The organism is Pedobacter sp. MC2016-14, from assembly GCF_020991475.1.
Lineage (GTDB): Bacteria > Bacteroidota > Bacteroidia > Sphingobacteriales > Sphingobacteriaceae > Pedobacter.
This window is the reverse complement of record NZ_JAJMPA010000001.1, coordinates 2,206,507-2,219,994: the sequence shown is the minus strand read 5'-3', so window position 1 is coordinate 2,219,994 and position 13,488 is coordinate 2,206,507. Positions and strand designations below refer to the sequence as shown.

The 13,488-nt window shown below is 39.9% G+C and carries 11 protein-coding genes; all 11 read left to right on the top strand.

The genetic code is table 11. The annotated features are described in order from the left end of the window. Positions 1 to 274 precede the first annotated feature (274 nt). The 11 genes from atpD (at position 275) to LPB86_RS09180 (ending at position 13,487) form a co-directional block, all read left to right on the top strand. Complete coding sequence (gene atpD / locus LPB86_RS09230; protein ID WP_230642664.1) at positions 275 to 1,780, top strand: F0F1 ATP synthase subunit beta; 1,506 nt, start codon at positions 275 to 277, stop codon at positions 1,778 to 1,780. A 2-nt stretch (positions 1,781 to 1,782) separates the two neighbouring features. Next, positions 1,783 to 2,028, top strand: coding sequence for an ATP synthase F1 subunit epsilon (gene atpC / locus LPB86_RS09225; RefSeq protein WP_230642661.1), 246 nt, complete (start codon positions 1,783 to 1,785; stop codon positions 2,026 to 2,028). A 505-nt stretch (positions 2,029 to 2,533) separates the two neighbouring features. Further along, a complete protein-coding gene (locus tag LPB86_RS09220) occupies positions 2,534 to 3,424 on the top strand; it encodes a branched-chain amino acid transaminase (RefSeq protein ID WP_230642657.1) in 891 nt (296 codons plus the stop codon). Between the two features lie 60 nt (positions 3,425 to 3,484). Further along, positions 3,485 to 5,182: a dihydroxy-acid dehydratase gene (gene ilvD / locus LPB86_RS09215; RefSeq protein ID WP_230642654.1), complete on the top strand. Its 1,698-nt coding sequence runs from the start codon at positions 3,485 to 3,487 to the stop codon at positions 5,180 to 5,182. A gap of 31 nt (positions 5,183 to 5,213) precedes the next feature. Continuing rightward, entirely contained in the window at positions 5,214 to 6,953 is a 1,740-nt protein-coding gene (gene ilvB, locus LPB86_RS09210; protein WP_230642651.1) for a biosynthetic-type acetolactate synthase large subunit, read from the top strand. 8 nt (positions 6,954 to 6,961) lie between these two features. Next, positions 6,962 to 7,576 carry an acetolactate synthase small subunit gene (gene ilvN, locus LPB86_RS09205; protein WP_230642647.1) on the top strand — a complete coding sequence of 205 codons (615 nt, stop codon included), beginning with the start codon at positions 6,962 to 6,964 and terminating at the stop codon, positions 7,574 to 7,576. Between the two features lie 139 nt (positions 7,577 to 7,715). After that, positions 7,716 to 9,197 (top strand): ketol-acid reductoisomerase, encoded by a 1,482-nt coding sequence (ilvC, locus tag LPB86_RS09200; protein ID WP_230642645.1) that lies wholly within the window; start codon positions 7,716 to 7,718, stop codon positions 9,195 to 9,197. 60 nt (positions 9,198 to 9,257) lie between these two features. Further along, on the top strand, positions 9,258 to 10,664 hold the full coding sequence (gene leuC, locus LPB86_RS09195; protein WP_230642642.1) for a 3-isopropylmalate dehydratase large subunit: 1,407 nt from the start codon (positions 9,258 to 9,260) through the stop codon (positions 10,662 to 10,664). 28 nt (positions 10,665 to 10,692) lie between these two features. Next, positions 10,693 to 11,382 carry a trans-aconitate 2-methyltransferase gene (locus tag LPB86_RS09190; protein ID WP_230642639.1) on the top strand — a complete coding sequence of 230 codons (690 nt, stop codon included), beginning with the start codon at positions 10,693 to 10,695 and terminating at the stop codon, positions 11,380 to 11,382. Between the two features lie 54 nt (positions 11,383 to 11,436). Then, the gene (gene leuD / locus LPB86_RS09185) at positions 11,437 to 12,021 is read left to right on the top strand and encodes a 3-isopropylmalate dehydratase small subunit (protein WP_230642636.1); all 585 of its coding nucleotides are present in this window, start codon (positions 11,437 to 11,439) and stop codon (positions 12,019 to 12,021) included. Continuing rightward, positions 12,021 to 13,487: an ATP-binding cassette domain-containing protein gene (locus LPB86_RS09180; protein ID WP_230642633.1), complete on the top strand. Its 1,467-nt coding sequence runs from the start codon at positions 12,021 to 12,023 to the stop codon at positions 13,485 to 13,487. Before leuD ends, LPB86_RS09180 begins: the two co-directional genes overlap by 1 nt. Position 13,488 lies beyond the last annotated feature (1 nt).

Sequence of the window (13,488 nt, the reverse complement as noted above, 5' to 3'; positions counted from 1 at the left end):
AGATAGAATTACCCGTTTTTTATTCCCCGGGAGAGGCTACCAATTTACCGATTAAAAAACTGTTAAAAAACTTTTTATTTATATGTAAAATTTATGTAGAAAACTCTTAGCTTTGCAAACCAAAATACGTGGCTTTATTGATCGTTAAGTTCTTCATTCTTACCTGTAGCGCGGCAAATTACGCGGCGATTTATCCAGGAAACAAATGCTGATCTAAATTGTAAAAAACAGTCGCTTTAAAAATGGTTATTTAATAATTTACCCCAAACAATATATGCCTAACATTGGAAAAATAGCGCAGATTATAGGACCGGTAGTTGACGTAAGCTTTGCTGATGACGCTCAATTACCTAAAATTTTCTCTGCATTAGTTGTTGAAAAAGAAAATGGACAAAAGATCGTTTTAGAAGTTCAACAGCATCTTGGTGAAGACCGTGTACGTGCCATTTCGATGGACTCTACAGATGGTTTAGTTCGCGGAATGCAGGTTAACGATACCGGTGCTCCTATTAAAATGCCTGTTGGTGAAGCCATTAAAGGTCGTTTGTTTAACGTTGTTGGTGATGCTATCGATGGTATCAATACAATTGACAAAACAAATGGAAGACCAATCCACAATGCTCCTCCAAGATTTGATGAGTTATCTACTGAAACTGAGGTACTTTTTACAGGTATCAAAGTAATTGATTTACTAGAGCCTTATGCAAAAGGTGGTAAAATCGGTTTGTTTGGTGGTGCTGGTGTTGGTAAAACAGTATTGATCATGGAGCTGGTAAATAACATTGCCAAAGCACACGCTGGTCTTTCTGTATTTGCCGGTGTTGGTGAGCGTACACGTGAAGGAAATGACCTTTTACGTGAGTTTATCGAATCTGGCGTAATCAACTATGGTGAGGATTTCCTTCACTCTATGGAAACTGGAGGATGGGATTTATCTAAAGTTGATACCGAAAAATTAAAAGAATCTAAAGCTACCCTGGTATTCGGTCAAATGAACGAGCCTCCTGGAGCACGTGCACGTGTAGCCTTGTCTGGTTTAACTGTGGCTGAATATTTCCGTGATGGTGATGGCGAAGGCGCTGGAAAAGATATCCTTTTCTTCGTTGACAACATTTTCCGTTTTACTCAGGCTGGTTCTGAAGTATCAGGTTTGTTAGGTCGTATGCCTTCTGCGGTAGGTTACCAACCAACGCTTGCTACTGAGATGGGCTTAATGCAGGAGCGTATTACTTCTACCAAACGTGGTTCAATTACATCTGTACAGGCAGTATATGTACCGGCAGATGATTTAACTGACCCGGCTCCGGCTACAACCTTTGCCCACTTAGACGCTACAACTTCACTTTCACGTAAAATTGCAGAGCTTGGTATCTACCCTGCCGTAGATCCTTTGGATTCTACTTCAAGGATCCTTTCTCCAGCTGTTTTAGGCGATGAGCATTACAATACAGCTCAACGTGTGAAAGAAATTTTACAACGTTACAAAGAGTTGCAGGATATCATTGCGATCCTTGGTATGGACGAGTTATCTGAAGAAGATAAACTGGTTGTATCACGTGCCCGTCGTGTTCAGCGTTTCTTATCTCAACCTTTCCACGTAGCGGAACAATTTACAGGATTAAAAGGAGTATTGGTAGACATTAAAGATACCATCAAAGGATTTAACATGATCCTTGACGGTGAAGTTGATGAATATCCGGAAGCTGCATTTAACCTTGTAGGTAATATTGAAGATGCGATTGAAAAAGGAAAAAAATTATTAGCTGAAGCTAACGCATAGTTATGACATTAGAAATATTAACACCAGATAAAAAAGTATTTGAAGGCGAAGTAACTGCAGTTACGGTTCCTGGAACAATGGGGTCTTTTCAAATTTTGAAAGACCACGCGTCAATCATTTCTACTTTAGAAGATGGACCGGTAATTATTAAAAGTAAAGCCGATGGCGAAGAAACCTTAATGATTAAAGGTGGTGTAGTTGAGGTATTAAAAAACAAGATTATTGTTTTGGCCGAGGGCATCGCTTAATATTAAAATAATAAAAATACGAGCCCTTTGATTTGAAGATCAAAGGGCTTTTTTTTGCCCGCTATTTAAACAAGTTTTTTAGCTGCTTCTCCCGTTTCACGCAGAATTACCACTCTAATCTAATGCAAGCATAATATTCATACCGAATACCAATTTCATATTCGGTATAGTAGCAGCCCTGTTTCACCTATGATTACCTATATATTTCAATATATAATTTTAAAATACGTATATTTATAGAAATAATATTTTTTTTCAATTATTTTCATTATCCTATTGTCGTTTTGTAATACTTAACCTAAATTGGTTTTTATAAAACAACGATAAAAGTACAAGCATGAATAGTTCAACTACAGCAAATGCTAACGTCATTATTAACCTAAACCTACTCCTGATTATTGGGAGTTGCAAGGCGCTATATTGAATATTTAATAACATAAATAACTAAGCGCCTTTCACAAAGAGGCGCTTTTTTAATGAATGATAATTTAAACTATACCACAAAATGCAATACTTCAATTCAAATACGGTTCTCTACATGGATGGACAATTCATTAAAGCTACAGAGGCTAAAATTGACGTATATAACCAATCTCTGCATTATGGTTATGCAGCATTTGAGGGAATAAGATCATACCATACACACAATGGTGTACGTATTTTTAAAGCTAAAGCCCATTTTGAAAGATTAAAAAAGTCATGCGAACTGGCTTATATCCCTTTTACCTGGGACATAGACGAACTGATTAAACAAACTTATAAAATACTTGAAATCAACCACCTGAAGGATGCCTACATCCGTCCACTGGTTTTTTGTCCGCCAAAAATGGGACTTGATGTAGCCTCAACTTCAAACCTTATGATCTGCGCCTGGGAATGGGAACCTTATTTTGGAAGCAAGCGTTTAAAGGTTGGCATTTCAAGTTACCAACGTCCAAATCCAAAATCGGTACCTATTGAAGCAAAAATAAGTGGTCATTATGTTAATTCTATTCTGGCAACTGCAGAAGCAAAAAGAAGAGGATTTGATGAAGCGCTTTTACTCGACATGAATGACTTTGTTGCGGAAGCGCCTGGTGCCAATATCTTTATTGAAAAAGACGGGAAATTATACACCCCTGCCCTGGGACATATTTTACCAGGTATTACCAGAGCTGCAATTATGATGCTTTGCAAAAAACTTGATATCGAATGTATAGAAAAACAGCTCAGCGTTGAAGATTTGAAGGCGGCAGACAGTGCCTTTTTCTGTGGTACTGCAGCAGAAATTGTAAGCATAGCTGCTATAGAAGATAAGACCTTTAGTACAAAATGGAGCGATACGCTAGGTGCCACTCTACTGCGTACGTATAAATCTATGGTTTTAGAAAAACAAAACTATGAAGTGATCATCTAGCAATTCATAACTAAATAATAAACAAGAGAACAACCAATATAAATAAGATACAGACCTAATATGTCACAAAAACTAGAATTAAACCGCTACAGCAAAACCTTTACGCAAGATCCAACACAGCCAGCCGCGCAGGCAATGCTGTACGGAATTGGCTTAACCAAGGAAGATATGGACAAGGCACAAGTTGGCGTTGCCAGCATGGGCTATGATGGTAATACCTGCAATATGCACTTGAATGGCCTTGCTCAAATTGTAAAAGAGGGTGTCTGGAAAAACGACATGGTAGGCTTAACGTTCAGCACCATTGGTGTAAGTGACGGAATGAGTAACGGAACGGATGGAATGCGCTACTCTTTGGTATCAAGAGATGTTATTGCAGATTCCATTGAAACCATTTGTGGTGGACAATACTACGATGGTTTAATTACTATTCCGGGATGCGATAAAAACATGCCGGGATCTCTAATGGCAATGGGTCGCTTAAACCGTCCTGCTATTATGGTATACGGTGGAAGTATCCATTCAGGAAAGTATAAAGGTGCCTCATTAAATATAGTATCTGCTTTTGAAGCTTTGGGCCAAAAATTAGCTGGCAATTTAGAAGAAGAAGATTTTCAGGGCGTAATAAAAAATGCTTGCCCTGGTGCCGGTGCTTGCGGAGGGATGTACACGGCCAATACCATGGCCTCAGCCATTGAAGCTTTAGGTATGAGCTTACCCTACAGCTCCTCTTATCCTGCGGTAAGTGACGAGAAAAAGAACGAATGTATTGAAGCTGGTAAATATATCAGGATCCTGCTGGAAAGAAACATCCTTCCTTCAGACATCATGACTAAAGCTGCATTTCACAATGCCATTGTGTTGGTAATTGTATTGGGGGGTTCTACCAATGCCGTGCTGCACTTAATTGCCATTGCTAAATCTGTAGGCTTAACATTAACATTAGAAGATTTCCAGTATGTGAGTGACAACACTCCTGTATTAGGAGATTTGAAACCTAGTGGCACCTACCTGATGGAAGACCTTCATGAAATTGGTGGCGTTCCTGCGGTATTAAAATATTTATTAAAAGTAGGATTGATTGACGGCACTTGTTTAACTGTAACCGGAAAAACCATTGCAGAAAATGTTGCGGATGCGGTTGAACTGGATTTCGATTTACAAAAAATCATTTTCCCTGTTGAAGCCCCTATTAAAGAAACCGGTCACCTGCAAATGTTATATGGTAACCTCGCACAAAAAGGTTCCGTAGCAAAAATCAGCGGTAAAGAGGGCGAGAAATTTACCGGACCCGCACGTGTATTTGATGGTGAGCAATCACTGATGAAAGGCATTCAAAGTGGAAAAATTAAACCAGGTGATGTAGTGGTGATCAGGCAGGTTGGACCAAAGGGTGCACCTGGAATGCCAGAAATGTTAAAACCTACCTCATTAATTATTGGCGCTGGTTTAGGTAAATCGGTAGCCCTGATTACGGACGGCCGTTTCTCTGGCGGCACACATGGTTTTGTAGTGGGACACATTACGCCTGAAGCATGGGACGGCGGAAATATTGGCCTGGTACATGACGATGACGAGATTACTATTGATGCGGTAAATAATACAATAGATGTACACCTAAGTGATGAAGTACTTGCAAAACGCAGGGCGGCATGGGTACAGCTTCCTCCACCCGTCAAAAGTGGCGTATTGTATAAATATTTAAAACAAGTAAGTAATGCAAGTGAAGGCTGCGTAACAGATGCCTACACTCACTAAAAATAAAGGCCTGAATTTAAAATTTAAAAACATGGAATTAGCACAAGCGGAAGCAACCACCGCAACAGCACCGAAGAAAACAACAACCTTAACAGGCTCTGCAGCTGTATTGGAAGGACTGATAGCCGAAGGCACGGAGGTTGTTTTCGGATATCCCGGAGGCGCCATCATGCCAATATATGATGCACTCTACGATTATAAAGAACGTTTACAACACATATTGGTACGCCATGAGCAGGGTGCTACCCATGCCGCTCAAGGTTTTGCCCGTACATCTGGCAAAGTCGGTGTAGTATTCGCTACCAGCGGACCTGGAGCAACCAATTTGGTTACAGGTCTTGCTGATGCACAAATTGACAGTACGCCTATGGTATGCATTACCGGACAAGTGTTTGCACATTTGCTGGGTACAGATGCTTTTCAGGAAACGGATGTTATCAACATCACCACTCCGGTAACAAAGTGGAATTATCAGGTAACTGATGCTTCTGAAATACCGGCAGCATTGGCAAAGGCATTTTATATTGCCCGCAGTGGCAGGCCGGGTCCGGTACTAATTGACATCACCAAAAATGCACAAATGCAGTTATTTGAGTACGAGGGTTATGTACCATGCAAGCACATCAGAAGCTACCGTCCTAAGCCAATTGTACGTAACGAGTATATTGAGCAGGCGGCTGCCATGATCAATGCTGCTAAAAAGCCATTTATTCTATTCGGACAAGGTGTATTATTAGGCGGTGCAGAACAGGAATTTAAAGCTTTTGTAGAAAAAAGTGGCATCCCATCTGCATGGACCATATTGGGTGCGGGAGCCATCCCTACAGATCATCCATTAAATGTTGGAATGCTGGGTATGCATGGAAATTACGGCCCTAACGTGCAAACCAACTCCTGCGATGTACTGATTGCTATTGGAATGCGTTTTGACGACCGCGTAACTGGTCGCCTGGATAAATATGCTAAACAGGCCAAAGTTGTCCACCTGGATATTGATCCGGCAGAAATTGATAAAAATGTGAAAGCTGATGTTCCGGTTTGGGGAGATTGTAAAGAAACTTTACCTGCATTAACTGCTTTAATTGAAGAAAAAGTACACACCGAATGGCTGGCTGAATTTAGGGCTTTTGATAAGGTGGAGCAGGAAGAATTGATTCAAAAAGAACTGAACCCTGAAACAGGCGAACTGACTATGGGTGAGGTAATCAATCAGCTGAATGTACTGACCAAAGGTGAAGCTGTAATTGTAAGTGATGTAGGCCAGCACCAAATGGTTGCTTGCCGTTATGCACAATTCAACAAAACACGTAGTAACATTACCAGCGGCGGACTGGGCACGATGGGCTTTGGATTGCCGGCAGCAATTGGTGCTAAATTTGGGACGCCTGACCGTACCGTTGTTGCAGTAATTGGCGACGGAGGCTTTCAAATGACCTTACAGGAACTGGGCACCATTATGCAAAGTGGCGTTGATGTTAAAATTATGATCCTGAACAATCAGTTTTTAGGTATGGTACGTCAGTGGCAACAGTTATTTAATGAAAAACGCTACTCTTTCGTAGACATCAAAAGCCCTGATTTCGTGAAATTAGCTGAGTCTTATTACATCGCTGGAAAAAGGATTTCTGAACGTGACGACCTGGTTGCTGCATTAACAGAAATGCTGGAACATAAAGGATCATACCTGCTGGAAGTAATGGTTACCAAAGAGCACAATGTGTTCCCAATGGTGCCACAGGGATGCAGTGTAAGTGAAATCAGACTAAAATAACAAAGACCATGAGCAACCAGAACATAGAAACTCCTGCTCAGCAGGAATATACCATCACGGTTTATACTGAAAATCAAATCGGGATATTGAACCGCATTGCGATCATTTTTTCCAGAAGAAAAATAAATATAGAAAGTTTAAATACCTCTCCTTCTGAAATTGAGCACATCCACCGTTTTAACATTGTTATTCAGGAAACTGAAGATGTAGTACGTAAGCTTTGCAGACAGATAGAAAAACAGGTAGAAGTATTAAAAGTGTACTACAATACCAACGAAGATATCATTTGGCAGGAAATGGCTTTATATAAGGTACCTACAGATACCGTTGCAGATAAAGCACCTGTAGAAAGGTTACTTAGAGAATTTGGTGCCAGGGCTGTAGTGATCCGTAGGGATTACACCGTGTTTGAAACTACCGGGCACCGTGAAGAAACGGATAAGTTGATAGAAGTATTACAGCCCTATGGCTTAATAGAGTTTGTACGTAGTGCCAGGGTAGCGATTATTAAAGAAAGTGAAGGTTTTAATGCTAAACTGAGAGAGTTTGAGCGTGAGGAACCGGGACAGGAAGTAATTGAAAACGAATACCTGGATAAAGAAAAAAACGTATTTACAATGTAATAATACGGTTGTCATCCTGACAAGCAAAGCAACGAGAGATCTATTAAAGAAGAAATAGATTTCTCAATCGTTCCTCAGATCGAGATGACGAGGAGAAGAAAAAAAGAACCTAATAATAAAAACCCCAATAAAAAAAACGATGTCAAATTATTTTAACACATTACCTCTTAGAGAAAAATTAAACCAGCTAGGCGTTTGCGATTTCATGGACAGTTCAGAATTTCTGGACGGTGTAAATGCGCTAAAAGGCAAAAAACTAGTAATTGTTGGTTGTGGTGCGCAAGGCCTTAACCAGGGTTTAAATTTAAGAGATAGCGGTTTAAATGTTTCTTATGCTTTGCGTAAGGAAGCTATTGAAGGAAAAAGAGATTCATGGAAAAACGCTACAGATAACAACTTTACTGTAGGTACTTACGAAGAATTGATCCCTTCTGCTGACCTGGTGATTAACTTAACACCAGATAAACAACATACTGCAGTGGTAAATGCTGTAATGCCATTAATGCAAAAAGGTGCTACATTATTATATTCTCATGGCTTCAACATTGTTGAAGAAGGCATGCAGATCCGTAAAGACATTACCGTAATCATGGTAGCTCCAAAATGCCCGGGTTCTGAAGTACGTGCAGAATATGTAAGGGGATTTGGTGTGCCAACCTTAATTGCGGTTCACCCTGAAAACGATCCTGAGGGAAAAGGCCTGGTACAGGCAAAGGCATATTGCGTAGGTACAGGTGGACATAAAGCTGGTGTATTGAAATCTTCTTTTGTGGCTGAAGTAAAATCAGATTTAATGGGTGAGCAAACCATTCTTTGTGGTTTATTGCAAACTGGCTCTATCCTGTCTTTTGACAAAATGGTTGAAAAAGGAATTGATGCAGGTTATGCCTCTAAATTGGTTCAATATGGTGTTGAAGTAATTACTGAAGCTTTGAAACAAGGTGGAATTACCGCGATGATGGACAGGTTGAGTAATGTTGCAAAAATTAAAGCATTTGAAATTTCTGAAGAACTGAAAGACATTATGCGCCCATTGTTCCAAAAACATCAGGATGACATCATGAGTGGCGAGTTTAGCCGTATTATGATGGAAGACTGGGCAAATGGAGATAAAAACCTATTGGCATGGCGTGCAGAAACAGGTGAAACTGCTTTTGAAAAAACACCTGCTGGTGATGTTAAGATTGGCGAACAGGAATATTTTGACAACTATACTTTAATGGTAGCTTTTGTAAGAGCTGGTGTCGAATTGGCTTTTGAAACTATGGTTCAGGCTGGTATTAAACCAGAATCTGCTTACTATGAGTCTTTACATGAAACCCCGCTGATTGCAAACACCATTGCACGTAAAAAATTATTCGAAATGAACCGCGTAATTTCTGATACTGCGGAATATGGCTGTTACTTGTTTGACCAGGCTTGTAAACCTCTACTGGCTGATTTTATGACCAGAGTAGGTACAGAATTGGTGGGTAAAAACTTTAATGAAGGTAAAGACGGAGCTGTAGATAACAGAGCTTTAATTGCGGTGAATGAAGCTATCCGTTCTCATGAAGTGGAACTGATTGGTGCTGAATTGAGAAAAGCAATGACTGCAATGAAATCTATTAAAACAGCGTAATAATTAAATGAGTGACTGTTCCTATATTTGACCAGTCACTCATAAAAAAACAATATAAAGATGTCAAAAACATTAGTAGAAAAAATTTGGGATGCACACGTTGTAAAGAGTGAGGCCGGATTTCCCGATATTTTATACATTGATACACACTTAATCCATGAGGTTACCTCTCCTCAGGCTTTTGATGGATTGCGCAAAAGAGGATTGCCGGTTTTACGTCCAAAGCAAACGGTAGCAACAGCAGACCATAACGTACCTACGCTAAATCAGCTGCAACCCATTAAAGAAGAACTTTCCCGCTACCAGGTAGATATGCTAACCAAAAACTGTGCAGAATTTGGTATTGAGCTTTATGGTTTAGGCCATCCTTATCAGGGGATTGTTCACGTTATCGGTCCGGAACTGGGCATCACGCTTCCGGGTAAAACAATGGTATGTGGAGACAGTCACACTTCTACACATGGTGCTTTTGGTGCCATTGCCTTTGGTATTGGTACATCTCAGGTAGAACAGGTTTTTGCTACACAGTGTTTGCTACAGCAGAAACCAAAAACAATGAAAATTGAGGTTAATGGCAGCCTTGAAAAAGGTGTTGGGGCTAAAGACATCATTTTATATATCATTGCTAAAATATCTGCCGCAGGTGGTACAGGTTATTTTATTGAATATGCTGGTTCTGCAATTGAGTCTTTGAGCATGGAAGCGCGAATGACCATTTGTAATATGAGCATTGAAATGGGCGCAAGAGGCGGTTTAATTGCACCAGACCAAATTACTTTTGATTACATCAAAGGTCGTGAATTTGCACCTGCAGGCGCAGAATGGGACAAAGCTTTGGCTTATTGGAAAACTTTATACAGTGATGCAGATGCGCAATTTGATGAGGTACTCTCATTTAATGCAGAAGATATTACTCCTATGATTACCTATGGAACAAATCCTGGGATGGGAATGGGCATAAAGGAACTTATCCCTTCTACAACTTCGCAGCCAGATAAAGAGCAACTTTCTTATCAAAAAGCATTGGATTATATGGGATTTGATGATGATTCATCTTTAATTGGAAAAGCAGTTGATTATGTATTCATTGGAAGCTGTACCAATTCCAGAATTGAAGATTTACGTGAAGTGGCAGAATTTGTTAAGGATAAACAAAAAGCAGAAAATGTAACCGTTTGGATTGTACCGGGATCAAAACAAGTTGAACAACAAGCCATCAATGAAGGTCTGGATAAGATTTTTGAACATGCGGGTTTTCAGCTTCGTGAACCTGGATGCAGTGCATGCCTGGGCATGAACGAAGACAAAATTCCTGCAGGAAAATACTGTGTATCTACCTCCAACAGAAACTTTGAGGGGCGTCAGGGTCCTAATGCAAGAACTTTGCTGGTAAGTCCTCTTACTGCCGCCGCCGCCGCAGTAACCGGAAAAATTTCAGACATCAGAGACTTTTTAGTTGAAGCTTAGCATTAAGGGCTAAGCAAGATTTTATAACATGGAAACTTATCAGAAAATACAACATCAGTTTAATGCAGTATCTGAAAAATACGATAGGCAAAGGCGTTTTCTAATCCCTTGCTTTGATGATTTTTATGGCATTGCCTTGAGCTTATCTGAAGAAGTGACCTCAGTTAAAAATATATTGGATATTGGTGCCGGAACGGGCCTGATGAGTGCTTTTTTTAAGGAGAAGTATCCAGATGCAAAAATAACCCTCATTGATATTTCGGCGGATATGCTAAAAAAAGCGGAAGAACGTTTTGATGGCAATGACAATATGCGTTTTTTGAATGCAGATTTTGCAACAGTTGAGCTTCCTGATGGGGATTATGATCTTGTAGTATCTGGACTGGCAATACACCATTTATCTAATGAACTTAAAAAACAACTGTTTGGAAAAATTGCCAAAACCTTAAAAACAGGAGGTTGGTTTATCAATGCCGACCAGGTTTTGGGGGCGAATGATACTGCTGAAAAAATATATACTGAGCACTGGAGGACCCATGTGCTTAAAAGCACCCATTTGGATGATCAGGAAAAGCAAAGTGCTTTTGAAAGGATTAAGCTGGATATTATGGCCCCGTTGAAAGACCAGCTGGCATGGATTGAAAATGCAGGCATGAGCAATGCCAACTGTTATTATCAATACTACAATTTTGTAGTATTTGCGGCCAATAGATTATAAAGATGAAAGCATAGATCTGATAGCTTCATCACCGTAAAAACAAATTATATAAGGATGAAAAAATTTGTAAAATTAACATCGGGCATTGTGCCTTTGAATATAGAAAACATTGATACCGACCAGATTATTCCGGCCAGGTTTTTAAAAGCAACAACCAGAGAAGGTTTTGGTGAAAACCTTTTCCGTGACTGGCGTTACAATGGTGACAATAGTCCTAAGCCAGATTTTGTACTCAACAACCCAACTTACAGCGGACAGGTTTTAGTAGCAGGTAAAAACTTTGGTTGTGGCAGCAGCAGGGAACATGCAGCCTGGGCAATACAGGACGCAGGTTTTGATGTGGTGATCAGTAGTTTTTTTGCCGATATCTTTAAAGGAAATGCCTTAAATAACGGTTTATTGCCTATCCAGGTTACAGAAGATTTCTTAGCTGCTATTTTTAACGCTGTTGGCAAAGACCATAACGCCCAATTAGAAATTGATCTTGAAAATCAAACCGTAACAATTGCAAGCACTGGTGAACAAGCTGATTTTGAAATCAATCCATATAAAAAATCTTGTTTAATAAATGGTTATGATGATATTGATTTCATCTTAAACCAAAAACAATTGATTGAAGAATTCGAAAAAGCAAGATAATGTCAAACCCTGTCGTCCATATTAGCAACCTTAATTTAAGGTACAGCCACACCCCTGTATTACAGGACTTGAACTGGGACATCCTAAAGGATGAACACTGGTTGTTGTGTGGTAAAAGTGGCAGCGGAAAAACATCATTGGCTAAAGCAATTGCCGGACTGGTTAATTTTCAGGGTACCGTTAAATTTGATTTTAATGAACAGTCTTTCCTACCTTCTACGGCGCATTACGTGGCCAACTGGTACCAGTTTAAAGATCTGGAAGGGGAGGCTAACTTTTACTATCAGCAGCGGTACAACAGCTTGGCCGTACAAACCACCGCTACTGTATTTGCGGAATTAAAAAATTACGGACAAAAAAACGGCCTTCAAATTACTGAAGCAGAGAGACTGGTAGCTGCATTAGGTTTTTCAGAATTAAAAGATTCGGCACTCATTCAGCTTTCAAGTGGAGAACATAAAAAGTTGCAACTGGTTAAAGCCCTTTGGTTAAAACCACAGCTGTTAATTATTGACCAGCCGTACAACGGACTGGATAAACTTTCCAGACAAAACTTAAATACTTTATTAGAAGAACTTGCCGGCGATGGCTGCCAGTTGATTCTAATTGGCAACGACCAGGAGTTCCCTTCAGTAATAAACCGCTTTGCTACGCTTAGAGAAGGACAGTTACACAAAATTTCTGCAGAGGAACGTAGTTATGATTTAGAGGAAGAGTTCAGCAAGCCTGTGCCTTCATTTCTAAATGAATCACCCCGCTCCTCTTCAGACAACGTGATCACGATGATTGATGTAAACATCAGTTATGGCGAAAAACAAGTATTAAAAAACATCAACTGGGAGGTTAAAGCTGGCGAAAAATGGTTGCTTCAGGGACATAATGGCTCAGGAAAATCAACATTATTGAGTTTAATCAGTGGAGACCACCCTCAGGCTTATGCCAATAACTTTTACCTGTTTGGCAACAAAAGAGGAACGGGAGAAAGTATCTGGGAGATTAAAGAGAAAATCGGGTTGATTTCTCCAGAAATGCATTGGTATTTCGACCCTTCGGCAACAGTTCGCCAAAGTGTAGTTTCAGGATTTTTTGACAGCTCCGGATTGTTTTGCGATCCTGGTTACACAAAAAATTCGCAGGCAGATGAGCTCATTGAATTCTTTGGCCTTAGCCCGTTTAAAAATATGCTGATGAATGCCCTTCCTTTGGGCAAACAAAGACTGGCCTTATTGGCGAGAACAATTATAAAAAATCCGGAACTGCTCATTCTTGATGAACCTTGTCAAGGCTTAGATCAGCAGCAAACACAATATTTTAATAAACTGGTAGATGAACTTTGTAAAAATGGTACCACACTAATTTACGTTGGCCATTTTGAAGCTCAGTTGCCAGCCTGTTTAGAGAAAAGAATATTATTAGAAACCGGAAAAGTAAAATCCGTAGAAACCATATTAGAGAACGTTTATTAAC